Here is a 24,573-nt window from a genome sequence, read left to right as displayed (position 1 = left end):
GTCAGCCGTCCAACCTTCTCATCGCGGTCGCGTTGCTCGCCTCGACGTGCCGGTAGGCCTCGGCCGTCGCGGCGAGCTTGTCGCCCACGTCCCCCAGCGTCGTCGCGAGTCCCGACAACGCTCCTGCCGTGTCACCGGAAGGCTTCTCGTGCGAGTTGGCGAAGCTGCGGCCCACCGCGTCGTCGCCCCAGCAGGCCCCGAACGCCGCCAGCGCCCTGTCCAGGCTTCCCGCGATCTCCTTGGCCTGACCGGCGAACCCGCGCAGCTCCCGCGCACCGGCGTCCAGCCGTTCGAGGTCGGCCTTGTACCCGGTCATCGGACCCTCCTGTCGATGAGCTCGGAGTCGAGCCAGCTCTCCCGTTGCTCGTTGTCCTCGTCGTCGTCGACGCGACGGCGGGCGGGCTGCCGCCCCAGATCCACGGTCTCGGTGTCGTCCGGCGCGTACTCGGCGGGCCGCAGGTCGGCGGTGCCGGCGACCAGCGCGGCGGGGTCCGTCGAGGCCGGCAGCACCGTGCTCAGCGTCTTGTAGGTGTCCTCGGCAGCGGAAGCCGCGGCCGCGGCGACCGTCCGCACGATCAGCTCGGCCAGCTGCTCCGGGCGGTGCCGCCGGTACGCCAGCTCGGACAGCTCCAGCGCTTTGAGCTGTCCCCCGGCGCCCACGAGCGCGGTGACGGTCCCATCAGGACTGGACGCCTGACCGGAGACGGCAGCGAGCTCCCGCTGGACCGACGCCAGCTGCTCGCGGCTGCGCCGGTAGTCGGCGAGCAGCTCCTCGACCTGCGCACGGTGGTCGTCCACCGAGTCCCCCTCACACACGCATAGCCCTGGGCTCGGGCTCTTGGACGCCGTCGCCCTTAGATCGGTTCCCAGCGAATTCAGTTACGTACGATCAACGACGTGATCGCGTTCGAGGATCTGCCCGCAGGCCGAATCATCCCGCTCGGAGAGGTAATCGTCGACCGGGACGACATGGTGGACTTCGCGAGGAGGTTCGACCCGCAGCCGTTCCACCTGGACGAGGAAGCGGGACGGAACTCGATTTTCGGCGGTTTGTCCGCCTCTGGCTGGTACACGGCGTCGTTGTGGATGCGCCGCTGGGTCGACGAGGTGCTGTCCGACTCGACGTCGCAGGGCTCGCCCGGTGGTCGCGAACTGTCCTGGCTGGCGCCGGTCTACGCGGGTGACAAGCTGACGTTCGCCGCCGAGGTGCTGAGCGCCCGGCTGTCGAAGAGCAGGCCGAACCTCGGGCTGGTGGAGTTCGCGGGCACGGCTCACCGCGGGGACGAGCTGGTCTACCGGTTCGTCGCCACGGGGATGTTCACAGCGCGCGGCTGACCAGCGCCCGCCGCGTTCCCCGGCGTTCGACCAGTTCGAAGCCCGCGTCGAGGAACATCGCCAACCGGCCGTGGTACAGCTCGCCCGCCTGCAGCGACCGTCCCTCGGTGTCGATCGGATAGCCCTCGACGGACTTGGCACCGGCGTCGGCGGCGTGCTGAACGGCCGCGTCCAGCAGCAACGAGGTCACGCCCTTGCCGCGCGCCGACCGGCGCACGTAGAAGCACGTCACCGACCACACTCCGGAGATGTCGTCGGAGATCGGCGCGGTGATCTTCGACCGCGCCAGCCGCGAGTACGACGCCCGCGGCGCGACGGCGACCCAGCCGACGGCCTCCGCACCGTCCACCGCCAGCAACCCGATCGGCGAACCGAGCCGCGCCCGCAACACCTCGCGGTTGTCGTTCACCTTCATCTCGGCGTTGGTCTGCATGAACCACGTGCAGAAGCACCACTCGACCGTCTTGCTCGTGCTGAACAAGGCCTCGGCGAGCGGCCAGGTCTCCTGCGTCAGCTCGACGACCTTCACTTCGCCAGCGCCCTCACGACGCGCGACGGGCTCGGCCGGCCGAGCTGTGCGGCCATCCACACCGAGCACTCGACCAGCTTGTCCAGGTCGACGCCGGTTTCGATGCCCAGACCGTCGAGCATCCACACCAGGTCCTCGGTCGCGAGGTTGCCCGTCGCCGACTCCGCGTACGGGCAGCCGCCGAGACCGCCCGCCGAGGAGTCCACCGTCGTCACGCCACAACGCAGAGCGGCCAGCGTGTTCGACAGCGCCTGCCCGTAGGTGTCGTGGAAGTGGACGGCCAGCCGGGTCACGTCGCGGAAGCCCTCCAGCAGCGACTCGACCTGGCCCGGCGTCGCCACGCCGATGGTGTCGCCCAGCGACAGCTGTGAGCAGCCCATCTCCAGCAACCGCTCGCCGACGGCCACGACCTGGGACCGCGCGACAGGGCCTTCCCACGGGTCGCCGAAGCACATCGAGACGTAGCCCCGCACGTCCATGCCGGCCGACAGCGCCCGCTTGACCGTCGGCTCGAACATCTCGAACTGGGAGTCCAAGGTGCGGTTGAGGTTGCGGGAGGCGAACGTCTCCGTCGCCGAGGCGAAGATCGCGATGTGCTTGACCCCGGCCTCCAGCGCACGGTCGAGGCCGCGCTCGTTCGGCACCAGCACCGGGTAGCTCACGCCGGGCCGCGCGTCCAAACCGGACAGCAGCTCGGCGGCGTCGGCCAGCTGCGGCACCCACTTGGGGTGCACGAAGGACGTCGCCTCCAAAACGGACAGACCCGCGTCGGCCAGGAGGGACAGGAACTCCAGCTTCACCGACACCGGCACGACGGTGGACTCGTTCTGCAACCCGTCCCGCGCACCGACCTCCCAGATCGTCACCCGCGAGGGGAGCGAACCGGACGAGACCACGTCGGGCAGGCCGGCCTCACGCGCGCCCATCGGACGTCCTCGGGTGGAAGTCGTCGCCGGGGTTGTCGTTGATCTCGCGGTACAGCAACGAATGCACCTTTTCCACGGACGGGATGTCGTCGAACGGAGGAATCGGCTCGTCCGAGGCCGAGTCGATGATCAGGGTGCCGCAGCCGAGCACGCGGTCCATCAGACTGCGCTCGAAGCGGACGGTGTTCACGCGGGACAGCGGGATGTCGAGGCCGGTGCGCTTGAACACGCCCTCGCGGTACATCACGCGGTCCGAGGTGATGGCGAAGTGGGTCGTGCGCCAACGGGCCAGCGGCACGAGCGTGAGCCAGATGATCAGCACCGAACCCACGACGGCCAGCACGATCCACGCCGCGGTGGCCCACGACTGGTCCCCGACGAGCCCGGCGAGATAGGTGCCGAGCGCGACCACCACCAGCAGCCAGAACACCGGGAAGATCAGCATCTTCCAGTGGGGGTGCTTGTGGATCACGACGTGCTCGCCTGAGCTGAGCAGGTCGTCGGGATAGGCCATGGGCCAACCCTAACTACGCAGGACGCAAATGCACCACGTCACCAGCGGACACGCCGTGATCAACGCCGTCGCTGCCGCGCACGACCAGGGTGCCGTCCGGCTCGATGCGTTGCGCCGTGCCGAGCACCTGCACGCCACCTGACAACTCCACGCGCACGCGCTCGCCGACGGTCGCCGAGTGCTCCTGGTACTCCTCCAGCAGACCCGACTCCACCGCGTCGCCGCCGTTCTTGCGCCACACGCCTTCCAGCACAGCGAGCTCGGTCAGCAGCCGGAACGCCAGCTCGCCTCGATCCAGCTCCGCGGCACCCACGTCCTCCAGCGACGTCGGCGCCAGACCTCCCGGCGCGGGCTGCACGCCGTCCGGCAGCTTGGCGACGTTCAGGCCGATGCCGACGACCACGGCCTGCGCGACGCCGGCGGTGATCTCGGACAGGATTCCGGCGCCCTTCTCCGCCTTCGGACCGAACAGCAGGTCGTTCGGCCACTTCAGGGACGCTTCAACACCAACCGATCGGGCGACCCGCACCAGCGCCAGACCGGCGATCAGGTTGAGCCACGGCAACTGCTTCGGCGGCACGCCGCTCGGGCGGAACAGCACGCTGACGTAGAGCCCGCCGGGCGGCGACGACCAGGTGCGGCCGCGGCGGCCCTGCCCGGCGCTCTGCTCCAGAGCGATCAGGACGGTGCGGTCGGCGGCGCCTTCGGTGGCGGCCTTGGCCAGGTCGGCGTTGGTGGACGCCGTGGACGCCACGACGTCGAGCGCGGCGTACGGACCGTTGGGTGCGACCAGCCGTGCGCGGAGCGCCTCGGCGTCGAGTGCGGTGTCCATCAGGCCAGGCTATTGGAACGGGAGAGGGTACGTGCGATCAGTGATGACCAACAGGTTGCCGTGACCTGGACAACTGCACGGGGCAGTTCAGCAATGCTCTCGTTAGGCTGCGAGCCCATGAGCAGTGCGACCGAGCCGATCGGGACCGTCCCCGCGGACGCCCCGGACGTCCACACCACCGCGGGCAAGCTCGTTGACCTCTACCGGCGCAACGACGAGGCGGTTCACGCCGGGTCGGCACGCGCTGTCGAAAAGCAGCACGCGAAGGGCAAGAAGACAGCCCGCGAGCGCATCGACCTCCTGCTCGACCCCGGCTCGTTCGTCGAGCTGGACGAGCTGGCGCGGCACCGCTCCACCAACTTCGGCCAGGAGAAGAACCGCCCGTACGGCGACGGCGTGGTGACCGGCTACGGCACCGTCGACGGCCGTCCGGTGTGCGTGTTCTCCCAGGACGTCACGGTCTTCGGCGGCTCGCTCGGCGAGGTGTACGGCGAGAAGATCGTCAAGATCATGGACCTGGCGATCAAGACCGGCCGCCCGATCATCGGCATCAACGAGGGCGGCGGCGCGCGCATCCAGGAGGGCGTCGTCTCGCTCGGCCTCTACGGCGAGATCTTCACCCGCAACGTCCGCGCGTCCGGCGTGATCCCCCAGATCTCGCTGATCATGGGCTCCAACGCGGGCGGGCACGTCTACTCCCCCGCGCTGACCGACTTCGTGGTGATGGTCGACCAGACCTCGCACATGTTCATCACCGGCCCCGACGTCATCAAGACGGTCACCGGCGAGGACGTGACCTTCGAGGAGCTCGGCGGCGGTCGCACGCACAACACCAAGTCCGGCAACGCGCACTACCTCGGCAGCGACGAGGAAGACGCGATCGCGTACGTCAAGGAACTGCTGTCGTACCTGCCGTCCAACAACCTGAGTGACGCGCCGGCGTTCGACGGCACGCTGACCGAGGGCTCCATCACCGACGCCATCACGGACACGGACCGCGAGCTCGACACGCTCATCCCGGACTCGGCGAACCAGCCGTACGACATGCACGAGGTCATCAGCCGGGTTCTGGACGACGGCGACTTCCTCGAGGTCCAGCCGCTGTTCGCGCCGAACATCCTCGTCGGCTTCGGCCGCGTCGATGGCCACTCCGTCGGTGTCGTCGCGAACCAGCCCACGCAGTTCGCCGGCTGCCTCGACATCGACGCCTCGGAGAAGGCCGCGCGGTTCGTGCGCACCTGCGACGCGTTCAACATCCCGGTGCTGACGTTCGTCGACGTGCCCGGCTTCCTGCCCGGCACCGACCAGGAGTGGAACGGCATCATCCGGCGCGGCGCCAAGCTGATCTACGCCTACGCCGAGGCCACCGTTCCGCTCGTCACCGTCATCACGCGCAAGGCGTACGGCGGCGCGTACGACGTCATGGGCTCCAAGCACCTCGGCGCGGACATCAACCTCGCGTGGCCGACCGCGCAGATCGCCGTCATGGGCGCTTCGGGCGCGGCGAACATCGTGCACCGCAAGACGCTCGCGGCCGCCGCCCAGAACGGCGAGGACGTCGACGCCCTGCGCGCGCAGCTCCAGCAGGAGTACGAGGACACGCTGTGCAACCCGTACGTCGCCGCTGAGCGCGGGTACGTGGACTCCGTGATCCCGCCGTCGTACACCCGCGGTTACGTGGCGCGGGCGCTGTCGATGCTGAGGGACAAGCGGGAGACGCTGCCGCCCAAGAAGCACGGGAACATCCCGCTGTGACCGCGCCGGACGAGAAGCCCCAGGAAAGGCCACTGCTCAGGGTCGTCAAGGGCGAACCGGACGACTACCAGCTCGCGGCACTGACCGCTGTCATCGCCGGGCTGGCAGCGGCCTCGCCCGCCGAGGACAAGCCGAAGCGACGCTCGGAGTGGGCCAACCCGGCCCGCCGGGTGCGCAGGCCGCTGCAGCACGGGCCGGGCGCCTGGCGGGCGTCCGGTTTCCCGGGCTAGAAGCAGTCGACCCGGCGGCTCGTGACGTTCAGGCCGACGGCGACCTCGCGACAGCGGGTCTCGCCGTCGACCTTGAGCTTCAACGTCCAGAACTCGCTGCCGTACGCGTCGGTCTTGCGCAGCACCTGCACGTTGGCGTCGTTCAGCGGCGTGTTTGCGCGGACGGCGGTGACGACCCTGCCGAGCAGCGCGTTCTCCGCGCGGTCGACGGTGTCGGCGAACGGCCAGATCGGCACGCCGTAGCCGATGGGGTCGCTCGCGAGCACGCTTCCCACGGCCCACGATCCGACGAGCCCGCCGAGCACGGCGAGGACTGCGGCGATCCGTCTGCGCTTGCCTTCGCGATCGGAACCGCGTTCGGTGAGGACAAGCACCCAGCGCTTCACTCGGTCGAGGGTGCCTACGGACGGGGTGATCGCGCATCAGTAGTACTACTCGATCCGACCGCACGGCGTGGCGGGCGATCGCAGCCCTCTGCGTCGGTTTCTTCATGATCCTGCTGGACACGACCATCGTGAACGTGGCGATGCCGGCGATGATCGAGGGCCTGCGGGCGTCGCTCAACGACATCATCTGGGTCAACAGCGCGTACCTGCTGACGTTCGCCGTGCCGTTGCTGCTGACCGGGCGGCTCGGCGACCGGTTCGGGCCGAAGCGCGTCTACCTCACCGGCCTCACGATCTTCGTGCTGGCCTCGCTGGTCTGCGGACTCGCCGGCAGCGCCGAGGTGCTCATCGCCGCGCGCGCCGTGCAGGGCCTGGGTGCCGCGGCCATGACACCGCAGACGATGGCGTTCATCACCCACCTGTTCCCGCCGCACCGGCGTGGGGCGGCGCTGGGCGTGTGGGGATCGGTCGCAGGTTTCGCGACCGTGTCAGGGCCCCTGCTCGGTGGTGTGCTCGTCACCCAGCTCGGCTGGGAGTGGATCTTCTTCGTCAACATCCCGATCGGCGTGCTCGCGCTGGCGCTGGTGGTGCGCCGTGTGCCGGACTGGCGGCCTGGCCGGTCGCACCGGTTCGACGTGCTCGGCGTCGTGCTGTGCTGCCTCGGGCTCGGCCTGGTCGTGTTCGGCGTGCAGAACGGCGAGCACTACGGGTGGGGCAGGGTCGCGGGACCGATCACGATCGCCGAGATCATCGTCGCGGGAGTGGTGCTGCTGGTCGTGTTCGTGCTGTGGCAGGCGGCGCGGCGCAACCCCGAGCCGTTGCTGCCGTTGCGCATCTTCGGCAACCGGAACTTCTCGCTGGGCAACGTCGCCAACGTGATCATCGGCTTCTCGGTCACCGGGCTGTTCGTGCCGCTCGTGCTGTTCGTGCAGACGGTGCCGAAGCTGACGGCGTTCGAGGCGGGCATGCTCACCGCGCCGACCTCGCTGATGTCCGGCGTCGTGGCGTTCTTCGCGGGCCGGTGGTCCAACGGGCCGCGCGCGAAGTTCCTGCCGATCACCGGCTTCGCGCTGCTCGGGCTGGGCATCGGCGTGATGACGCTGCAGCTCGGCGGGTCGCCGTGGGTGCTGCTGCCCGCTCTCGTGGTGGTCGGCGGCGGCATGGGCATGGTCTATTCGCCGCTCACCAACATCGCCACGAAGACGCTCGACCCGCAGCTGATGGGTGCGGGCGCAGGCATCTACAACACCTCGCGGCAGTTCGGCGGCGTGCTCGGCAGCGCGGGCACCGGTGCCGTCCTGCAGATCGTGCTGGCGGCGACGGGCGACTTCACCACGGCGACGCGGGCCGCGTTGCTGATGCTGGTCGTGTCCACGGTCGTCGGGGTGACCGCGGCGGTGCTGATGAGGCGCGAAACGGGCATGCGAGACTCCGGGCGTGCGTCTGATCCTGGCCTCCCAGTCACCCGCCCGTCTTAGCGTCCTGCGGTCCGCGGGCGTCGAGCCCGTCGTCCGCGTGTCCGGTGTCGACGAGGACGCGCTGGTCGCGTCGCTCACCAACCCCACGCCGGAGGAGACCGTCGTCGCCCTGTCTGCGGCGAAGGCGGAGGCGATCGAGCACGACGACGAGTGCGTCGTGATCGGCTGCGACTCGATGCTGCTGTTCGAGGGCGAGCTCGTGGGCAAGCCCGGCACGGCGGAGGTCGCGCGGGAGCGGTGGCGGCGGGTCGCGGGCAAGAGCGGCGTGCTGATCACCGGGCACACCGTGCTGAGGGTCTCCCGGGGCGAGATCGTCGGCCGCGCGTCGGCCGCCGAGTCGACGACCGTGCGGTTCGGCACGCCGTCGGACGAGGAGCTGGAGGCGTACCTCGCGACGGGTGAGCCACTTCACGTCGCGGGCGGCTTCACGATCGACGGGCTCGGCGGCTGGTTCATCGACGGCATCGACGGCGACCACACGTCCGTCATCGGCATCAGCCTGCCGCTGACCCGCCGGCTGCTCGGCGAGGTGGGCGTCTCGGTGTCCACACTCTGGTAGTCCTGGTCACACTTGGCTTGATCAGGGAAGACTGTCCCCAACGGCCGCGTTGGGGGTAGCGGTGAACGAGTACTTGACGCGTCGCAGGCGCATCGACCTGGCACGCAGGACGAGCACGGGCTGTCGGAGCTGACCGCTCCCAGTCCTGTTCCGCTCATCCCTGCAAACGGAGATGTCCCAGTGTCGTTCGTCCAGACCTACCGCAAGCCCAAGGTCTTCGGCCTGACCGTGCTCGCCGGGCTCGTCCTCGGCGCGCTCGCCGGCTGGCTCGGCAAGGGCACGTGGCTCGCGCCCGTGCTCGCCAAGATCGGTTCCACCTTCACGGCGCTGCTGCAGCTGACCGTGATCCCACTCGTGTTCACCGCGATCGTCGTCGGCATCGCGTCGCTGCGGAACCTCGGCGGCGGTCGCACCGCCGCCCGCCTCGGCGGCAAGACGTTCCTGTGGTTCGCCATCACGTCGTTCATCGCCGTGCTGATCGGCCTCGCCGTCGCCGCGATCATCAAGCCCGGCCAGGGCGTGCAGATCGAACCCGCCGCCGGTGCCGTCGACAAGCTGGCCAAGCGCGCGTCCGGCTCGTGGAACGCGCTGCTCGACAACCTGGTGCCCACCAACATCTTCAGCGCCTTCACCGAGGGCGAGGTGCTGCAGGTCGTCTTCATCGCGGTGCTCGTCGGTTTCGCCGCCTACGCGCTCGGTGAGAAGGCCGCGCCGTTCACGAACCTGGTCCGCTCGTTCTTCGACATCGTGCAGAAGGTCGTCGGCTGGATCATCCTGCTGGCGCCGATCGGCATCTTCGGCCTGATCGGCAACGCCGTCGCGTCGTACGGCAACTCGTTCGTGCGACCGCTGTTCTCGCTGATCGTGGCCGTGTACCTGGGTACGGCGATCGTGCTGTTCGCGGTCTACCCGATCCTGCTGAAGTTCGTCGGCAAGACCTCGCCGGCCGAGTTCTTCCGCAAGTCGTGGACGGCGATCCAGTTCGCGTTCGTCTCGCGTTCGTCCGGTGCCACGCTTCCGTTGTCCCGCAAGGCCGCCACGGATCTCGGCGTCTCACCGGAGTACGCGAACTTCGCCGTGCCGCTGGGCACCACGACCAAGATGGACGGTTGCGCCGCGGTCTACCCGGCCGTCGCGACGATCTTCATCGCGAACCTGTTCGGCATCCAGCTCTCGGTGTGGCAGTACGTCGGCATCGTGCTGGTCGCCGTGTTCGGCGCGCTCGCCACGGCGGGCACGACCGGCTGGTACACGATGCTGACGCTGACGCTGAGCGTCGTCGGCCTGCCGCCGCAGGTCATCGCGACCGGTGTGGCCGTGGTCTACGCGATCGACCCGATCCTCGACATGATGCGCACCGCGACCAACGTGGCGGGCCAGATCACCGTGCCGGTGCTGGTGGCGCGCAGTGAGGGTCTGATCGAGGAGCCCGCCGAGGAACGAGAGCTCGTCAACGCCTAGTGCCGTGGCAGTCAGCTTTTGCCCCGTGTTCGGCGGTCAGACGGCCGCGAGGTGGCCCGCTGAGCGGTGAAGACGCGGCGAAGGCTGGCTGTCACGGCACTAGGAGTCAGCGCACGGGCGAAGCTGCGACATCTTCGGCACCGGTGTGGGCCAGCCGGGGAGCTGGTCTCGCGCCGGTGCCGCTGTCGTACAGCCGATGTTCGGCCCCAGCGCGGAGAACACCTGCACGAACGCACTGCTGCACTGCCCGTCGCATGCGAGCTGGGCGGTGACGATGTCCGCGGTGCCGTCCTCGTTGACGTCGTGCAGGCCGAGGTACCCGGCGTTGGCGAGGTAGGCCGCCTGCGCGCGCGACCAAGTGCCGTCCTTGCGGATCAGCACCTCGCCGAGCCAGTTGCCGCCGTGCGACCCGCGCACCAGGCAGACGCTGACCGTCGCCTCCGCGCACTGCAGCGACTTGTCGTTGACGGTTGCGCCGGACTCGGCGATGGTCATCTCGAAGATGAACGGGCCCGACTCGCCGGTCACCCTGATCCGCCCGCCGCCGGTGCCGCCGAGCAGTTCGACCAGGTCCTTGCCGACCGATTTGCCCACGATGGATTGGCAGACGGTGGTGCCGCAGCGCATTCCGGGGTCGGTGCCGGACTGACCTGAATCGGTGTTGTCCGGCCGCCGGAGGAAGGCGAACGTCAGCCCTGCGACCACCACGACGGCGGCCGCGGCCGCGGTCACCAGCACAGACCTGGATCCACCCACATCGCAGATTGTGGCCGATGGCCTCACGATGGATGTGAAGTGAGCCGTCTCTCCCTCTCCGAGTTCACCGATTTCCGTAGACTGCGGCACCAGCCAGAGCCGTAATTGCCGGTCCAGCAGGAGGTACGACGCCGTGTCGCTGCGCAAGGTCCTCATCGCCAACCGCGGTGAGATCGCCGTCCGGGTCATCCGCGCCTGCCGAGACGCCGGCCTGGCCAGTGTCGCCATCTACGCGGACCCCGACCGCGACGCGCCGTTCGTCCGGCTCGCCGACGAGGCGTTCGCGCTCGGCGGCAACACGCCCGGCGAGAGCTACCTGTCGTTCGAGAAGGTGCTGGCGGCCGCAGCGCAGTCCGGTGCCGACTCGGTGCACCCAGGTTACGGCTTCCTGTCCGAGAACGCGGACTTCGCGCAGGCCGTGATCGACGCCGGCCTGACCTGGATCGGCCCGACCCCGCAGGCGATCCGCGACCTCGGCGACAAGGTGACCGCGCGGCACATCGCGATGCGCGCCGGCGCGCCGCTGGTGCCCGGCACCAAGGACCCGGTCGGCGGTCCGGACGAGATCGTGGCGTTCGCGCAGGAGCACGGCCTGCCGGTCGCGATCAAGGCCGCGTTCGGTGGTGGCGGCCGCGGCCTGAAGGTCGCCCGCACGATCGAGGAGATCCCCGAGCTCTTCGACTCCGCCGTCCGCGAGGCCGTCACGGCGTTCGGCCGCGGCGAGTGCTTCGTCGAGCGGTACCTGGACAAGCCGCGCCACGTCGAGGCGCAGGTTCTCGCCGACCAGCACGGCAACGTGATCGTCGTCGGCACCCGCGACTGCTCGCTGCAGCGCCGCCACCAGAAGCTGGTCGAGGAGGCGCCCGCGCCGTTCCTGACCGACGAGCAGCGCGCCACGATCCACAGCTCCGCCAAGGCCATCTGCCTCGAAGCCGGCTACCACGGTGCCGGCACCGTCGAGTACCTCGTCGGCCTGGACGGGTCGATCTCGTTCCTGGAGGTCAACACCCGCCTGCAGGTCGAACACCCGGTGTCGGAGGAGACGACCGGCATCGACCTCGTGCGCGAGCAGTTCCGCATCGCCGCCGGGGAGAAGCTCAAGCACCTCGAAGACCCGACGCCGCGCGCGCACTCCATCGAGTTCCGCATCAACGGCGAGGATGCCGGTCGTGGCTTCCTGCCCGCGCCGGGCACCGTGACGTCCTTCGTGGCGCCGTCCGGTCCGGGTGTGCGCGTGGACGCCGGTGTCGAGAGCGGCTCGGTGATCGGCGGCCAGTTCGACTCGTTGCTGGCCAAGCTGATCGTGACCGGTGAGAACCGCGAGGAGGCGCTCGCGCGTGCCCGCCGGGCGCTGGACGAGATGGTCGTCGACGGCATGGCGACCGTGCTGCCGTTCCACCGCGCGATCGTGCGGGACGCGGCGTTCACCGCCGAGAAGCCCGAGGGCTTCACCGTCCACACGCGCTGGATCGAGACCGAGTTCGACAACCAGATCGCGCCGTTCACGGGTGGCGCCGAGGCGTCCGACGAGGAGACGCCGCGCCAGACCGTCGTCGTCGAGGTCGGTGGCCGCCGCCTCGAGGTGTCGCTGCCGGGTGATCTCGCGGTGGGTTCGGCCCGCCCGGCCGCCGCGGCCAAGAAGCCGAAGGCGAAGCGCGCCGGTGGCGGGTCCGCCGCGGTGTCAGGTGACGCGGTGGCCGCGCCGATGCAGGGCACGATCGTGAAGGTGGCCGTCGAGGACGGGCAGACCGTCGAGGCGGGCGACCTGATCGTGGTCCTCGAGGCGATGAAGATGGAGAACCCGGTGACGGCGCACAAGGCCGGCACCGTGACGGGTCTCGCGGCCGCGCCCGGTGACCCGATCACCCAGGGCACCGTGATCTGCGAGCTGAAGGACTGACCGGTCGGGTCGCTCACCTACGATTGCGTTGTGAGCGACCCGTCGAGGGACATCCGCATCGGTGACACCGAGCGCCAGCAGGCGTTGCAGGTGCTCGGTGAGCACATGAGCGCGGGCCGCATCGACGTCCACGAGTACGGCGAGCGGTCCGCGAAGATCACCATCGCGAAGACCCGCGGCGAGCTCATGGCGTTGTTCCACGACCTGCCGGACCCGCGTCCGCAGTTCGCCACGCCGATGCCGATGTTCCCGGAGCCGACCAAGCCGCCCGCGCGCTGGGAGGGCGCGGTCGTGCCGGCGGTCGGCGTGGCCGTGGTGATCGCGTTCTTCGTGCTCGTGCGGAACCCGCTGATCTTCCTGCTCATCCCCGCGGTCGCGATCCTGTGGGCACAGTGGAACGGACGCCGGCGCTGAAACCGTTGCTGCTGCTCGATCTCGACGGCGTGCTGCGCCGGTTTCCTCCCCTGCCGACGGAGATCGCCGAGATCGCTTTCGAACCGTCGCTGCTGCGCCGCGCCGTCACCGGTGAGATCACCGACGAGCAGTGGCGGCACGAGGTCGGGCAGGCCTGGGTCGCCTCGACCGGTGAGGTGATCACCGAGGCGCTGGCGTTGGTGCGGACCGCGCGCAAGCAGTGCTTCGTGGCGTTGCTGTCCAACGCGACCACCCGGCTGGAGGCGGACCTCGCCCAGCTCGGCCTGGACGCGGAGTTCGACGCGATCTTCAACTCCGCGCGGCTCGGGGTCGCGAAACCGGATCCGGAGATCTTCCGGCGGGTGCTGGCCGAGCTCGGCCACTCGACCGCGGTGTTCTGCGACGACACCGAGGAGAACGTGGCCGCCGCCCGCGCGGTGGGGCTCGACGGCGTGCACGTGCCGGACACGGCGGCGTTGCGGACGGCGCTGGCGGTGCGCGGGCTGATCCCGCCGACGGTGCTGCTGATCCTCCCGGACCGCGACGAGGCCGAGGAGCTGGCGGCGGAGCTGCTGGAGGACGGCTGGGGTCCGTGCGCGGTGCACCGGGACATGCTGGCGGGCGAGGACGACGCCGAGGACGTGGACTGGGTGATCGAGCTCACCACCGCCCCGGACGGCACGCCCGCGTCCGCGCATCGTGACGAGCTCGACGAACTGGCGGAGCGTCACGACGGGTTCACCGGGGACCATTAGCCTCTGAGCTCGTGGAGCCAGTCGAGATCAACGCGGGTGAGTACTACCTGCGCGCCTTCCGCAACGACGACCGCGTCAACGACGTGCCTGCGCTCGTCGAGACCTACGCGGACGAGGAGACCAGGCGGTACATGCACCGCCTGACCATGGAGGACGTCACGGCGGCCGAGTTGTTCATCGTGCTGATGAACAACGGCTGGCCGAAGGACTACCGGTGGTCGTGGGCGGTGTGCGACGCGGTCACCGCGGACGTGGCGGCCGGCATCGTGCTCCACAGCATCGACCGCAAGTTCGGCTCGGCGGAGGTGACCTGCTGGGCCCACCCGGCGCACCGCGGCAAGGGCGTCGTGCCGACCGCGCTCAACGCCGTGCTGGGCTGGGCGTTCGGCGCGGCCGACATGCACCGGATCGTCTACAAGCACTCGGTGTCGAACCTGGCGTCTCAGCGGGTCGCGGAGAAGTGCGGGTTCACCCTGGAGGGCCGGCTTCGCGACGAGTCGATCGTCGACGACCAGCGCGTCGACGAGCTGCTGTGGTCGAGGCTCGCGACAGACCCCTACCCGGAACAGCTACGGTGAGCGCCCATGCGGATCACGGCGCTCCTCATCGTTGCGGTGGCGCTGGCCGGATGCACGGCCGGGCCTGCCCCCAGCGCACTCGACAGCCAGGCCCCACCCCCTCCCGCGACGCCGACGACGTCGGCCTCGCAGATGGACTTCCCGCCGCGGCCGCGTGAGGTACCGCTCGACAACGTCGACCCGTGCGCGGTGCTGACCCCCGAGCAGCGCGTTCAGCTGAGCCTCGACAACCCGCCCAGCGCCTACGTCGAGACGAGCTTCGGCGGTGCGAAGGCGTGCACGATTCGCAGCACGACCAGCGGCAACGTCGCCAGGCTCGCGCTGGTGCTGGTCTCCGGTGCCGACGTGTGGCTCTCCGAGAACGCCCAGGTGGATTACACGGTCAGCTCGATCGAGGGGTTCGCGGCGATTACCGTCCGCACACCCGACCTGAACGACGTCTGCCACGTGGAGATCGACATCGCAGAGGGTCAGTTCCTCGACGTCATGTTCCGCGACGGTGGGAATTCCCGTGCGGTACAACAAGATCATCTTTGCCTGGGAGCACAGCGCGTGGCCGAGGCGGCGGTGGCCAGTTTGCTCCAGAAGCGCTGACCCACACGGGCGGATGTCACTGATCCCACTCCCCAGCGTTACTTTCGGTGGTTAGAGTGTCGACGCGCTTGTACGCACAACCGCCGGAGGTCTCACCATGCCGCCAGGGGGACGCAGCGGGGCTGACTCCTCGCCACCCGTCAGCCACGAGCTGAGTGTGGAACCAGGGGCGATCCCGGCGTTGCGGAACACGTTCTCCGCCGCTCTGACCAAGCTCGACAAGCAGATCGAGATGGCGATCACCGAGTTCCGCGTCCGGCCGTGGGCGGGCGATCCGGTGAGCAAGGAGGCCGCGGAGAAGTTCAACGACCGGTCGATCTCCGACGGCGACTCGGCGCTGCAGGCCCTGCTGAACTACCAGAAGCAGCTCAAGACGGCGATGGACAACCTGAACCAGATCGAGCGCCAGTACCAGGTGGTCGAGGGCGACAACACCGGCATGATGAACAAGAGCGGGTGCTGATATGGCAGAACACCGCTGGCAGGGCTACAGCCACAAGGAGCTGTACGAGCGCATCCACGCAGGTCCCGGCCCCTCCGCGTCGTTCGCGTCGATGGAGCGCTGGGCGGGCGTGTCGGCCGCGTTGAGCGAGATCAACGACGACCTGCACAACGGCATCACGCTGTCGGGCGCGAAGTGGAAGGGCAAGGCCTCCGAGATCGCGCAGGCCGGCCTCAACCCGATCGCCACCTGGGCGGACGGCGCGCGCACCGGCGCGGACGTGATGCGTTACTCGGCGGAACTGCAGGCCGGCCACATCTCGAAGGCCCGCGCGGACATGCCGAAACCGGTCCAGGTGACCGCGGAGCAGCCGGGCGCGCTGATCACCGGTCTCACCCACCTCTTCGGCGGCCAGACCGACCACGAGAAGCAGGAGGCGGCCCAGGACGCCGCCGAGCGCCGCGCCCGTGAGGTCATGTCCACCTACGCGTCGTCCACGGTCTCGAACACCTCGACCCTGGGCCAGTTCAGCCAGCCACCGCAGCTGCAGATCAGCGGCACCGGCCTCGTGCACGGTGGCGGTGCCCAGATCGGCACGGCGGGAGCCTGGGTCGTCGGCCCGCAGGGCGCGACCGGTGGCGTCACGCGAGGTCGCACGGGTTCCGGCTCACGTGTCTCCGCTGCTCCGCCGCCTCGTGGCGCCACTCCTCCCCCCAGTTCGCCGACGCGCACCTCCGGGGTGTCGGCGCCTGCCGCAGCTACCTCGAAGGGCTCCACGACCTCGCTGTCGTCGGCCGGCACGTCCGGTCCCTCCGGCACGGGCGTCGCGGGTGTCGGTGTGCCCGGCCAGCGCTCGGGCCGTTCGTCGTCGTCGACGGAGCCCAAGGAGATGGAAGAGGGCGCGACCGCGGCTTCCTCGGCCGCCGTGGGCCCGCTGATGGGTCACGGTGGTGCCGCCGGTGTGGCCTCGGCTTCCGGCTCCGCCATGGGTCCGATGGGCACGGTGGGCGCGTCGTCGAACAACGACCAGCTCCACCGCAGGGCCGTGCCGATGCCCCAGTCGTTCGACCCGTTCGGCGGCATGGGCCCGCGCAAGGGCGAGGAAGAGGAGGACATGGAGCACAAGGCTGCCGACTACCTCCGTGAACGCGACGACATCTACGGCGTCGGCAGCTACTCGCTGCCGGTGATCGGGGAGAGCACGACCGACTGATGACTCTGTTCGGCTTGGACATGGGGACGAGCGACACGCGCGACCCGGTGATCATCTCCACGCTGGAGTTCGACGTCCTCTGGGAACACCTGGGCCTGGAGACGATGCCGCTCGTCCTGAAGGTGCCCTCACCGGGCAAGACCCGTGAGGAACGCAGGGGCATCGAGGACCAGGTGTGGCGCCAGCTGGGCGCGCGCGGCCTGGGCGGCCCGCGTTCCCTGGACCCGACCCTGGAAGACCTCCTGCACGTCCTGAACCGCCCGCAGCAGGAGATCGACGCCCGGATGTGGCTGCAGGAACGCAGCGTCCGCGTCCTGGCCGCCGGCAAGGGCCAGGCGGGAGTCCTGGCCGTCCTGGACGGCGGGCAGCTGATCCTGCGCCCCGCCGAGGCCGACGGACTGCCGCGCGAAGCCCTGACCGCCCTCCCCCCGGCTCCGGCGGGCGAGGGTCACTCGATCACCCTGCCGTCTGCGGACCTGGACGCAGCGGCCGCCTCAGCGGCTTCGCCAGAGGACCTGGAGGAGGCGCTGCGCTCGCGCGGGTTGCGGAGTGACGACGCCCACACCCTGGCGGAGATGGTCCGGGACGCCTCGAACCGCGGGCAGTTCGGTGCTGCCGCGCGGGACAAGTGGGGCAAGCGGGTGCGGCCGGACCGGGTGGTGGCGTTCTACGACACGCCGAAGGGGCGCTACCTGCAGATGCGCCGGGCCTCGGAGGGCCAGGCGCCCTGGTCGACCATCACGCCGATCGACTACCGCCGCATGCACCACCACCTGGTGGAGCTGCTGGCGGAGGCCGCCGGCGCCTGATCAGGGCCCGATGCCCTGGCAGGGCCGCGTCCGCAGGTCGTTCACGTAGTCGTCCGGTGCCCCGGCAGCCTCCGCCGCGTCCGCCACCACGCCGATGTACCGGGCGGACGGCAGCCCGCCCTCGTAGGCGTCCAGCACGTACAGCCAGGCCACCACAGATCCCTCCAGGGTCTGCACCCGCAGCCGGATCTTCTTGTAGAGCCCGAGCGCGCCCTCCCACCTGTCCAGCCGCGACTCGTCGCGCGGTGAGACGTCGTAGAGCACGCAGAACGTCTGGGAGTCGGGGTCCTCGACGATGGTCGCGAGAGCGCCCTCCCAGCCGAGGTCCTCGCCACCGAACGTCAGACGCCAACCGACGAGCCAGCCGGTCCCCGCGAGCGGGGAGTACGGGGCTCGCTCCATCATCTGGTTCGGATCCATGTTCGACCCGTACGCGGCATAGAGCGGCACGTCCGACAGCGTAGCGACCCAACGATCAGCTTTCGGTACTGACGACACGGGCGATTCGGCCAACGCGTACGGTTGTGCCCGGCCAGCAAGCGCGCAGAAGGGGAATGATCGTGACCCGCATCGTCATCATGGGCGGCGGACCCGCAGGTTACGAGGCAGCCCTGGTCGCGGCACAGCACGGCGCCGACGTGACCGTGGTGGAGAACGACGGGGCCGGTGGCGCGTGCGTGTTGTACGACTGCGTGCCGTCCAAGACGTTCATCGCCTCGGCGGGGGCCCGCAGCGCCTTCCGCAACGCCGGTGAGCTGGGGATTCAGACCAACAACGACCAGGCGGCCGTCGACCTGCCGGTGGTGCACGGACGGGTGAAGGGCCTCGCGCTCGCGCAGTCCGCGGACGTCCGGGCACGGCTGCAGCGCGAGGGCGTGCGACTGATCAACGGGCGCGCGAAGTTCGCGGACGACTCGCGCGGGCTGGCCCAGCACCAGGTCATCGCCACCAAGGCGGACGGCGAGGACGAGCTCCTCAACGCCGATGTGGTGCTCATCGCAACGGGCGCCACGCCGCGGGTGCTGCAGGGCGCCGAGCCGGACGGCAAGCGCGTCCTCACCTGGCGCCAGATCTACGACCTGCCCGAACTGCCGGAGCACCTCGCCGTCATCGGCTCCGGTGTGACCGGTGTCGAGTTCGCCTCCGCCTACACCGAGATGGGTGTCAAGGTGACGATGGTCTCGAGCCGGGACCGGGTGCTCCCCCACGAGGACGCCGACGCGGCCGCGGTGCTGGAGGACGTGTTCGCCGAGCGCGGCACGGCCGTCGTCAAGCACGCCCGCGCCGACCGGGTCGAGAACGTCGGCGACGGCGTGATGATCCATTTGGAAGACGGTCGCACGATCGAGGCGTCGCACGCCCTGATGACCGTCGGTTCGGTGCCCAACACCAACGACATCGGCCTGGAGAAGATCGGCATCGAACTCGGCCGCGGCGGGTACATCCCCGTCGACCGGGTCAGCCGCACCAACGTCAGCGGCGTCTACGCGGCCGGCGACTGCACCGGTGTGCTGCTGCTCGCGTCCGTGGCCGCCATGCAGGGCCGCATCGCGATGTGGCACGCGCTGGGAGAGGGCGTCAGCCCGATCAAGCTCAAGACCGTCGCCGCGAACGTCTTCACCAACCCCGAGATCGCGAGCGTCGGCATCAGCCAGCAGGCGATCGACTCGGGTGAGGTGCCCGCGCGCACGATCATGCTGCCGCTCGCCACGAACCCCCGCGCCAAGATGGAGGGCCTGCGCCGCGGTTTCGTGAAGCTCTTCTGCCGCCCGGCGACCGGTGTGGTCATCGGCGGTGTGGTCGTCGCTCCGAACGCGAGCGAGCTGATCCTCCCGATCGCGCTGGCCGTGCAGAACCAGCTGACCGTCGAGCACCTCGCCACGACCTTCTCGGTCTACCCGTCGCTCTCCGGTTCGATCACGGAGTCCGGCCGCCAGCTCATGCGGCACGACGATCTCGATTAGGTAACGCCCCGCCCCAAGGCAACCGTGCCCCGGACACCCGCGTGTTCGGGGCATGCGTGTGTTCTGGGGGATGTTCGCGGCGCTGGCGTTGCTCACCGGCTGCGCCTCGGCGCCTGACGTCACGCTGCCCACCGCTCCGACGCAACAGCAGACCACCACCACCCCGACCGCCGGGGTGGCCAGGGGCCTGCCGCCGTCGGAGCCGACTGAGGTGCGCATCCCGAAGATCGGCGCGAAGTCCTCGCTCGTCCCGCTCGGGCTCAACCCGGACGAGACGATCGAGGTGCCGCCGGTCGAGCAGCCGATGCAGGCGGGCTGGTACAAGCTCGCGCGCACGCCCGGCGAGCCAGGACCCGCCGTGCTGCTGGGCCACGTCGACGGCAACAAGCAGCCGGGAATCTTCTTCCGGCTCAAGGAGCTCGCCGAGGGCGACGAGGTCGAAGTGTCCAGAAAGGACGGCACGACGGCGAAGTTCCGCGTGCGCAGAACCGAGCAGATCGCCAAGAACAGCTTCCCCACCGAGGCCGTCTACGGCGAGACCGACGAACCCGAGCTGCGGCTGATCACCTGCGGGGGCAGCTACGACCAGTCCGCCCGCAGCTACCGGGACAACATCATCGTCTACGCAACGCTGATCTGAGGGGGACGGCCAGGTGAGAAGCAGAGGGACTCCGGCCATCGCGGTCGCGCTGTCGGCCGCGGTGGTGTTCGCGCCGCTCGCGGTGGCGCAACAGCAGAAACCGACCTTGCAGGTGACCGCCACCGTGAAGAACGGCGGCCTCGTCCGCGCGGAGACCGGTCCGTGCGCGACGTACTCCACGGTCACGTCACGGGGCTTCAAAGAGCCGATCACGCTCAGCGGCGACGCGAACCGCCTGTCCGGCAACGGATGGGCCACCATCGAAGCGGGCAGCCACACCGCGACCGTCCAGTGCGACGGCAAGACGCTGACGGCACAGTTCACCGTGCTCCCGCTGGAGATCAACTGGCAGCTGCACCCGGCCGAGGTCGAGCCGGGCGGCACGATCACCGCGGAACAGAACATGAGCACCGGCTGCTACGCGACTGGGCCGCTCACGTCGCCCGGTTTCGCCGCGCCGCTGAAGTTCACGCGCGGCGGGAACTTCGGCCGCTTGAGCGGTGACACGACGGTGATCACCACGCCGGGCACGTACGAGGTGGTCTTCCAGTGCGCGGAACGCCCGGAGCGCAGCGTGAAGACGTTCCGGATCCTCGGCACACCGCCGACCACCGCGCCGACGACCCCGCCACCGGCGGGCAACCCGGCTCCGAAGCCCAAGCCCAAGCCGATCGTCAAGCCCAAGGGCGCGCCGGAAACCGGCGGCGGCACAGCGAGGGGCTGACCACTACAAGGGGGTAGAAAGATGAAGAGATCAATTGCTCTGCTGAGCGCGCTGAGCGTGCTCACGCTCCTGCCGGCCACCGCGCTGGCACAGGACGGGCTCACCGTCTCACCGTCCACCGTGCGCGCGGCCGGAGTGGTCGGCGTGGAACTGCTCGGCTGCGCCGCGGCGGACGCCGTCGCCACGTCCCCCGGCTTCCCCGCACCGCTGAAGCTGGAGCCGAACGGCCCGGCCAGGGTCACGGGAAGCACCCACGTGGTCGCGGTCGCCGGCACCTATCCGGTGACGGCGACGTGCGGGGGCCGCACCTACACGGCCTCGTTCACCGTGGAAGAGCCGAGGCCGCTCCAGTGGTACCTCCACCCGGCCGAGGTCGAGCCGGGCGGGACGGTGACCGGCGGCGGAGACATGAACACCGGCTGCAGCGGCGCCGAGATCACGTCGCCGGGATTCGCCGCGCCGCTCAAGTTCACGAGGGGCGGCAACTTCGGCCGGTTCTCCGGCGACACCACGGTGATCACGACGCCGGGCACCTACACCGCCACCTTCCACTGTCAGGGCGGCACGCGCACCGACACCAGGACGTTCACGATCAAGGGCACTCCGCCGACGACGCCGACGACGACCACGCCGCCGGCGGCCGGTCCGGCTCCGAAGCCCAAGCCGAAGCCGGTCGTCAAGCCCAAGGGCGCGCCGGAGACGGGCGGTGGTGGCACCACGCGCTAAAAATGATCACGGTTCGGCTCCGTCCCGATCGGACGAGCAACTAACCCACCAGATGTGCGTCAATGGGTTCGTGGGGACTCGTGTCTTAATCGCGGTGCTGTGTGTGGCGCTGGCCACGGCCTGCTCATCGGGGCCGGCACCGAAGCCGACGGCGGCGACGAGCGACAGCGCGGCGCCGCCGGTGGTGTCGCCTCTCGGCAAATCCGATCCCATGGAGCTGCGGATCGAGCGGATCGGCGTGCGGTCGTCGCTGGTCGAGCTCGGCCTCGACCCGCAGGGCATCGTCGAGATGCCGCCCGCCAACGAGGGCATGCAGGCCGGTTGGCGCCAAACGCATCCCCAGCAGTGGATCATCGTCGGGCGCATCGAGAGCAACAAGGCCAGGGGCGTCTTCTACCGCCTGAACGACCTGCAGCAGGGCGACACCGTCGAAGTGTCCAAGAAGGACGGTTCGGTGGCCAGGTTCACGGTGACGCGCTCGGAGCGGATCATCCGTGACGACTTCTTCGCGGAGGCCGTCGCCAGGGACGCGGACGAGCAGGGGCTGCGGCTGATCACGTGCGGCACCCGCGACAACGTGATCGTGCACGCAGCCCCAGCTCAGTAGCGCCGTCTGCAGAGCAGCGGCGATCAAACTCAGTCCTGCACCCAGTCGAAGGTCTTGGTGACGGCCTTCTTCCAGTTGGCGTACTCGGAGTCGCGGCGGGCGTCGTCCATCTGCGGCTCCCACCTCTTGTCCTCAGCCCAGTTGTCGCGGATGTCGTCCTCCGACTTCCAGAACCCGACCGCGAGACCGGCGGCGTAGGCGGCACCCAGCGCGGTGGTCTCGGCCACGACCGGCCGGATCACCGGCACGCCGAGGATGTCCGCCTGAAACTGCATCAGCAGCTCGTTCACGACCATGCCGCCGTCGACCTTCAACGCCGTCAGGTCCACGCCGGAGTCGGCGTTCATCGCGTCGAGCACCTCGCGGGTCTGGAAGGCGGTCGCCTCCAGCACGGCTCGCGCGAGGTGGCCCTTGTTGACGAACCGGGTCAGGCCGACGATCGCGCCACGGGCGTCGGAACGCCAGTACGGCGCGAAAAGGCCGGAGAACGCGGGCACGAAGTACGCGCCACCGTTGTCCTCCACCGAACGGGCGTGCTCCTCGATCTCGGCCGCGCTGGAGATCATGCCGAGGTTGTCGCGCAGCCACTGCACCAGTGAACCGGTGACCGCGATCGAACCCTCCAGCGCGTAGACCGGAGCCGTGTCACCGATCTTGTAGCAGATGGTGGTGAGCAGCCCGTTCTCGCTCATCACCTTCTCGGTGCCGGTGTTGAGCAGCATGAAGTTGCCGGTGCCGTAGGTGTTCTTGGCTTCACCGGGCGACAGGCAGGCCTGGCCGAACGTCGCGGCCTGCTGGTCGCCGAGGATGCCGGCGATCGGCACACCGGCCAGCGCTCCCCGTTCGCGCACCTGACCGTAGACCTCCGACGAGGACCGGATCTCCGGCAGCATCGACATCGGGATGCCCATGTCGGCGGCGATGGTCTCGTCCCACTGCAACGTGTCGAGGTCCATCAGCATGGTGCGCGACGCGTTCGTCGGGTCGGTGACGTGCACACCGCCGTCGGTGCCGCCCGTCATGTTCCACAGCACCCACGTGTCCATGTTGCCGAACAGCAGGTCGCCGGCCTCAGCGCGGTCCCGTGCGCCCTCGACGTTGTCGAGGATCCAGCGGACCTTGGGGCCGGAGAAGTAGGTCGCCAGCGGCAGGCCGACCTTGGCCCGGTACCGCTCCTGCCCGCCACCGAGCGCACCCAGCTCGTTGACGATCCTGTCGGTGCGGGTGTCCTGCCAGACGATGGCGTTGTAGACGGGCTCGCCGGTGTTCTTGTCCCACACCACCGCGGTCTCGCGCTGGTTGGTGATGCCGACCGCTGCGATGTCCGAAGTGGACAGATCGGCCTTCGCGAGCGCGCCCGCGGCGACCTGGCGGGTGTTCTGCCAGACCTCCATCGGGTCGTGCTCGACCCAGCCCGCCTTCGGGAAGATCTGCTCGTGCTCCTTCTGGTCGACCGACACCACCCGACCCGAGTGGTCGAAGATCATGCAACGGGTCGACGTGGTGCCCTGGTCGATCGCGGCCACGTACTGCGTCATGCGAGAAGTCCTTTCAGACCGGGAGAACCAGGTAGAGCAGCGCGGCGAGCGCGCCACCCACGAGCGGTCCTGCGACTGGGATCCACGAGTAGCCCCAGTTGGCGTTGCCCTTGTTCCGAATCGGCATGAGGAACGCGTAGGCGATGCGCGGACCGAGGTCACGCGCCGGGTTGATGGCGTAGCCCGTCGGGCCACCGAGCGACGTACCGATCACCAGCACGACGAACGCGACACCCGCGTACCCGAGCGCCGAGTTGCCGAACTGAGGCAACCCTCCCTCCGCGACCTTCGCGGGCGGGGACAGCAGGATCCACGCCACCAGGACGAACGTGCCGATGATCTCGGACACGAGGTTCCACGGCGCGTTGGGCACGGTCGGGCCGGTGGAGAAGATGCCCAGGGTGTTCTGCGGCTCGTCGTGCGTGTCGAACTGAAGCTTGTACGTCGCCCAGCACAACATCGCACCGATGATCGCGCCGACCATCTGCCCGAGGATGTAGACCGGGACGTCTCCCCACGGCGTCTTGTCCGCGATCGCGAGCCCGAGCGTCACGGCCGGGTTCAGGTGAGCCCCGCTCGGGTTGGCGATGCTGGCGCCGGTGAAGACGGCGAACGCCCAGCCGACGTTGACGAACAGGAACCCCGTGCTGTTGCCGAGCGTGTTCTTGAGCACCTGGTTCGCGACGACACCGGTACCCAGGAGGATGAGGACCGCGGTCCCCAGCAACTCCCAAACGAAGATCGAGCCTGCACTCATCGTCGACCTCCCTCGTTTGCGGCAAGGAGGGAGCGCCACCCCAGGAGGTCAGGCCGCGCCGCCCGCCCACAACGTGCTGGGACGCTATTACCGCACTGATCAGTTGTCTACGCCAACTACCTGTGGTCAGGCCATTTTCAGGCCATAGGGT

30 protein-coding genes are annotated in these 24,573 nt (G+C 69.5%); 19 read left to right on the top strand and 11 right to left on the bottom strand.

The annotated features are described in order from the left end of the window. Position 1: 1 nt before the first annotated feature. Positions 2-316, bottom strand: coding sequence for a WXG100 family type VII secretion target (locus tag ABFX45_RS10415; protein ID WP_109639176.1), 315 nt, complete (start codon positions 314-316; stop codon positions 2-4). After that, positions 313-798 carry a YbaB/EbfC family nucleoid-associated protein gene (locus ABFX45_RS10410; RefSeq protein ID WP_346129262.1) on the bottom strand — a complete coding sequence of 162 codons (486 nt, stop codon included), beginning with the start codon at positions 796-798 and terminating at the stop codon, positions 313-315. Before ABFX45_RS10410 ends, ABFX45_RS10415 begins: the two co-directional genes overlap by 4 nt. Before the next feature lie 99 nt (positions 799-897). On the opposite strand from ABFX45_RS10410, the gene ABFX45_RS10405 reads away from it, so the two are divergent. Then, a complete protein-coding gene (locus tag ABFX45_RS10405) occupies positions 898-1,335 on the top strand; it encodes a MaoC family dehydratase (RefSeq protein WP_233439983.1) in 438 nt (145 codons plus the stop codon). Here the strand turns inward: ABFX45_RS10405 and ABFX45_RS10400 are convergent. The 4 genes from ABFX45_RS10400 to ABFX45_RS10385 are packed head-to-tail and all read right to left on the bottom strand — an operon-like array spanning position 1,319 to position 4,136. Continuing rightward, a complete protein-coding gene (locus tag ABFX45_RS10400; RefSeq protein ID WP_346129260.1) occupies positions 1,319-1,864 on the bottom strand; it encodes a GNAT family N-acetyltransferase in 546 nt (181 codons plus the stop codon). The two genes, ABFX45_RS10405 and ABFX45_RS10400, sit on opposite strands and share 17 nt — an antisense overlap. Continuing rightward, positions 1,861-2,790, bottom strand: a complete 930-nt coding sequence (locus ABFX45_RS10395; RefSeq protein ID WP_346129258.1) for a hydroxymethylglutaryl-CoA lyase — start codon at positions 2,788-2,790, stop codon at positions 1,861-1,863. The genes ABFX45_RS10400 and ABFX45_RS10395 overlap by 4 nt, the downstream gene beginning before the upstream one ends. Continuing rightward, positions 2,777-3,304, bottom strand: coding sequence for a PH domain-containing protein (locus ABFX45_RS10390; RefSeq protein WP_109639172.1), 528 nt, complete (start codon positions 3,302-3,304; stop codon positions 2,777-2,779). Before ABFX45_RS10390 ends, ABFX45_RS10395 begins: the two co-directional genes overlap by 14 nt. Before the next feature lie 13 nt (positions 3,305-3,317). Continuing rightward, positions 3,318-4,136: a biotin--[acetyl-CoA-carboxylase] ligase gene (locus ABFX45_RS10385; RefSeq protein ID WP_346129255.1), complete on the bottom strand. Its 819-nt coding sequence runs from the start codon at positions 4,134-4,136 to the stop codon at positions 3,318-3,320. 117 nt (positions 4,137-4,253) lie between these two features. Between ABFX45_RS10385 and ABFX45_RS10380 the strand changes: the two genes are divergently transcribed. After that, entirely contained in the window at positions 4,254-5,891 is a 1,638-nt protein-coding gene (locus ABFX45_RS10380; protein ID WP_109639170.1) for an acyl-CoA carboxylase subunit beta, read from the top strand. Further along, a complete protein-coding gene (locus ABFX45_RS10375) occupies positions 5,888-6,121 on the top strand; it encodes an acyl-CoA carboxylase subunit epsilon (RefSeq protein WP_109639169.1) in 234 nt (77 codons plus the stop codon). The genes ABFX45_RS10380 and ABFX45_RS10375 overlap by 4 nt, the downstream gene beginning before the upstream one ends. On the opposite strand, the gene ABFX45_RS10370 is transcribed toward ABFX45_RS10375, so the two are convergent. Then, the gene (locus tag ABFX45_RS10370) at positions 6,118-6,507 is read right to left on the bottom strand and encodes a hypothetical protein (RefSeq protein WP_109639168.1); all 390 of its coding nucleotides are present in this window, start codon (positions 6,505-6,507) and stop codon (positions 6,118-6,120) included. The two genes, ABFX45_RS10375 and ABFX45_RS10370, sit on opposite strands and share 4 nt — an antisense overlap. A 35-nt stretch (positions 6,508-6,542) precedes the next feature. Between ABFX45_RS10370 and ABFX45_RS10365 the strand changes: the two genes are divergently transcribed. From ABFX45_RS10365 to ABFX45_RS10355, 3 genes are all read left to right on the top strand, one after another. Then, positions 6,543-7,985 carry a DHA2 family efflux MFS transporter permease subunit gene (locus ABFX45_RS10365; RefSeq protein ID WP_346129630.1) on the top strand — a complete coding sequence of 481 codons (1,443 nt, stop codon included), beginning with the start codon at positions 6,543-6,545 and terminating at the stop codon, positions 7,983-7,985. Then, the gene (locus ABFX45_RS10360) at positions 7,945-8,544 is read left to right on the top strand and encodes a Maf family protein (RefSeq protein ID WP_112226896.1); all 600 of its coding nucleotides are present in this window, start codon (positions 7,945-7,947) and stop codon (positions 8,542-8,544) included. Before ABFX45_RS10365 ends, ABFX45_RS10360 begins: the two co-directional genes overlap by 41 nt. Positions 8,545-8,724: 180 nt before the next feature. Then, entirely contained in the window at positions 8,725-10,005 is a 1,281-nt protein-coding gene (locus ABFX45_RS10355; RefSeq protein ID WP_109639165.1) for a dicarboxylate/amino acid:cation symporter, read from the top strand. A gap of 99 nt (positions 10,006-10,104) precedes the next feature. Here ABFX45_RS10355 and ABFX45_RS10350 read toward each other — a convergent pair whose 3' ends face one another. After that, entirely contained in the window at positions 10,105-10,761 is a 657-nt protein-coding gene (locus ABFX45_RS10350; RefSeq protein WP_346129251.1) for a hypothetical protein, read from the bottom strand. Between the two features lie 133 nt (positions 10,762-10,894). On the opposite strand from ABFX45_RS10350, the gene ABFX45_RS10345 reads away from it, so the two are divergent. The 8 genes from ABFX45_RS10345 to ABFX45_RS10310 all read left to right on the top strand — a co-directional run bounded on the left by ABFX45_RS10345 (position 10,895) and on the right by ABFX45_RS10310 (position 17,466). Further along, a complete protein-coding gene (locus tag ABFX45_RS10345; RefSeq protein ID WP_109639163.1) occupies positions 10,895-12,661 on the top strand; it encodes an acetyl/propionyl/methylcrotonyl-CoA carboxylase subunit alpha in 1,767 nt (588 codons plus the stop codon). Positions 12,662-12,691: 30 nt separating this feature from the next. Further along, on the top strand, positions 12,692-13,075 hold the full coding sequence (locus ABFX45_RS10340; protein WP_211337513.1) for a DUF1707 SHOCT-like domain-containing protein: 384 nt from the start codon (positions 12,692-12,694) through the stop codon (positions 13,073-13,075). Next, positions 13,054-13,830: an HAD-IA family hydrolase gene (locus ABFX45_RS10335; protein WP_146231708.1), complete on the top strand. Its 777-nt coding sequence runs from the start codon at positions 13,054-13,056 to the stop codon at positions 13,828-13,830. The genes ABFX45_RS10340 and ABFX45_RS10335 overlap by 22 nt, the downstream gene beginning before the upstream one ends. A gap of 11 nt (positions 13,831-13,841) precedes the next feature. After that, positions 13,842-14,408 carry a GNAT family N-acetyltransferase gene (locus ABFX45_RS10330; RefSeq protein ID WP_109639161.1) on the top strand — a complete coding sequence of 189 codons (567 nt, stop codon included), beginning with the start codon at positions 13,842-13,844 and terminating at the stop codon, positions 14,406-14,408. A 6-nt stretch (positions 14,409-14,414) separates the two neighbouring features. Beyond that, positions 14,415-15,002: a DUF3558 domain-containing protein gene (locus ABFX45_RS10325; protein WP_112226890.1), complete on the top strand. Its 588-nt coding sequence runs from the start codon at positions 14,415-14,417 to the stop codon at positions 15,000-15,002. Positions 15,003-15,159: 157 nt separating this feature from the next. Further along, positions 15,160-15,465, top strand: a complete 306-nt coding sequence (locus tag ABFX45_RS10320) for a transcriptional regulator (protein WP_233439982.1) — start codon at positions 15,160-15,162, stop codon at positions 15,463-15,465. A gap of 1 nt (position 15,466) precedes the next feature. After that, positions 15,467-16,657, top strand: a complete 1,191-nt coding sequence (locus tag ABFX45_RS10315) for a PPE domain-containing protein (protein WP_346129246.1) — start codon at positions 15,467-15,469, stop codon at positions 16,655-16,657. Next, positions 16,657-17,466: an ESX secretion-associated protein EspG gene (locus ABFX45_RS10310; RefSeq protein WP_109639157.1), complete on the top strand. Its 810-nt coding sequence runs from the start codon at positions 16,657-16,659 to the stop codon at positions 17,464-17,466. The genes ABFX45_RS10315 and ABFX45_RS10310 overlap by 1 nt, the downstream gene beginning before the upstream one ends. On the opposite strand, the gene ABFX45_RS10305 is transcribed toward ABFX45_RS10310, so the two are convergent. Further along, positions 17,467-17,916, bottom strand: a complete 450-nt coding sequence (locus tag ABFX45_RS10305; protein ID WP_109639156.1) for a gamma-glutamylcyclotransferase family protein — start codon at positions 17,914-17,916, stop codon at positions 17,467-17,469. Between the two features lie 110 nt (positions 17,917-18,026). Here ABFX45_RS10305 and ABFX45_RS10300 point away from each other — a divergent pair, with 110 nt between their 5' ends. The 5 genes from ABFX45_RS10300 (at position 18,027) to ABFX45_RS10280 (ending at position 22,127) form a co-directional block, all read left to right on the top strand. Further along, a complete protein-coding gene (locus ABFX45_RS10300) occupies positions 18,027-19,430 on the top strand; it encodes an NAD(P)H-quinone dehydrogenase (protein WP_109639347.1) in 1,404 nt (467 codons plus the stop codon). 52 nt (positions 19,431-19,482) lie between these two features. Further along, a complete protein-coding gene (locus tag ABFX45_RS10295) occupies positions 19,483-20,070 on the top strand; it encodes a class F sortase (RefSeq protein WP_346129243.1) in 588 nt (195 codons plus the stop codon). Between the two features lie 13 nt (positions 20,071-20,083). Then, the gene (locus tag ABFX45_RS10290) at positions 20,084-20,794 is read left to right on the top strand and encodes a hypothetical protein (RefSeq protein ID WP_346129241.1); all 711 of its coding nucleotides are present in this window, start codon (positions 20,084-20,086) and stop codon (positions 20,792-20,794) included. A 21-nt stretch (positions 20,795-20,815) separates the two neighbouring features. Next, positions 20,816-21,520, top strand: a complete 705-nt coding sequence (locus ABFX45_RS10285) for a hypothetical protein (RefSeq protein ID WP_346129238.1) — start codon at positions 20,816-20,818, stop codon at positions 21,518-21,520. Positions 21,521-21,590: 70 nt separating this feature from the next. After that, a complete protein-coding gene (locus ABFX45_RS10280; protein WP_346129236.1) occupies positions 21,591-22,127 on the top strand; it encodes a sortase domain-containing protein in 537 nt (178 codons plus the stop codon). A gap of 29 nt (positions 22,128-22,156) precedes the next feature. On the opposite strand, the gene glpK is transcribed toward ABFX45_RS10280, so the two are convergent. Both glpK and ABFX45_RS10270 read right to left on the bottom strand, forming a co-directional pair. Then, positions 22,157-23,665 carry a glycerol kinase GlpK gene (gene glpK, locus ABFX45_RS10275; protein ID WP_109639151.1) on the bottom strand — a complete coding sequence of 503 codons (1,509 nt, stop codon included), beginning with the start codon at positions 23,663-23,665 and terminating at the stop codon, positions 22,157-22,159. 13 nt (positions 23,666-23,678) lie between these two features. After that, the gene (locus tag ABFX45_RS10270; RefSeq protein WP_109639150.1) at positions 23,679-24,422 is read right to left on the bottom strand and encodes an MIP/aquaporin family protein; all 744 of its coding nucleotides are present in this window, start codon (positions 24,420-24,422) and stop codon (positions 23,679-23,681) included. Positions 24,423-24,573 lie beyond the last annotated feature (151 nt).

It is taken from the genome of Lentzea roselyniae, from assembly GCF_039537795.1.
In the GTDB taxonomy this organism is placed as follows: domain Bacteria; phylum Actinomycetota; class Actinomycetes; order Mycobacteriales; family Pseudonocardiaceae; genus Lentzea; species Lentzea atacamensis.
The sequence above is the reverse complement of the archived record's forward strand: the minus strand, read 5'-3'. Positions and strand labels throughout refer to the sequence as shown.

Coding starts and splice junctions, on each gene's coding strand:
- ABFX45_RS10415 (WP_109639176.1), bottom strand. CDS start 316: ATGACCGGGTACAAGGCCGACCTCGAACGGCTGGACGCCGGTGCGCGG.
- ABFX45_RS10395 (WP_346129258.1), bottom strand. CDS start 2,790: ATGGGCGCGCGTGAGGCCGGCCTGCCCGACGTGGTCTCGTCCGGTTCG.
- ABFX45_RS10390 (WP_109639172.1), bottom strand. CDS start 3,304: ATGGCCTATCCCGACGACCTGCTCAGCTCAGGCGAGCACGTCGTGATC.
- ABFX45_RS10385 (WP_346129255.1), bottom strand. CDS start 4,136: ATGGACACCGCACTCGACGCCGAGGCGCTCCGCGCACGGCTGGTCGCA.
- ABFX45_RS10380 (WP_109639170.1), top strand. CDS start 4,254: ATGAGCAGTGCGACCGAGCCGATCGGGACCGTCCCCGCGGACGCCCCG.
- ABFX45_RS10325 (WP_112226890.1), top strand. CDS start 14,415: ATGCGGATCACGGCGCTCCTCATCGTTGCGGTGGCGCTGGCCGGATGC.
- ABFX45_RS10315 (WP_346129246.1), top strand. CDS start 15,467: ATGGCAGAACACCGCTGGCAGGGCTACAGCCACAAGGAGCTGTACGAG.
- ABFX45_RS10310 (WP_109639157.1), top strand. CDS start 16,657: ATGACTCTGTTCGGCTTGGACATGGGGACGAGCGACACGCGCGACCCG.
- ABFX45_RS10295 (WP_346129243.1), top strand. CDS start 19,483: ATGCGTGTGTTCTGGGGGATGTTCGCGGCGCTGGCGTTGCTCACCGGC.
- ABFX45_RS10285 (WP_346129238.1), top strand. CDS start 20,816: ATGAAGAGATCAATTGCTCTGCTGAGCGCGCTGAGCGTGCTCACGCTC.
- glpK (WP_109639151.1), bottom strand. CDS start 23,665: ATGACGCAGTACGTGGCCGCGATCGACCAGGGCACCACGTCGACCCGT.
- ABFX45_RS10270 (WP_109639150.1), bottom strand. CDS start 24,422: ATGAGTGCAGGCTCGATCTTCGTTTGGGAGTTGCTGGGGACCGCGGTC.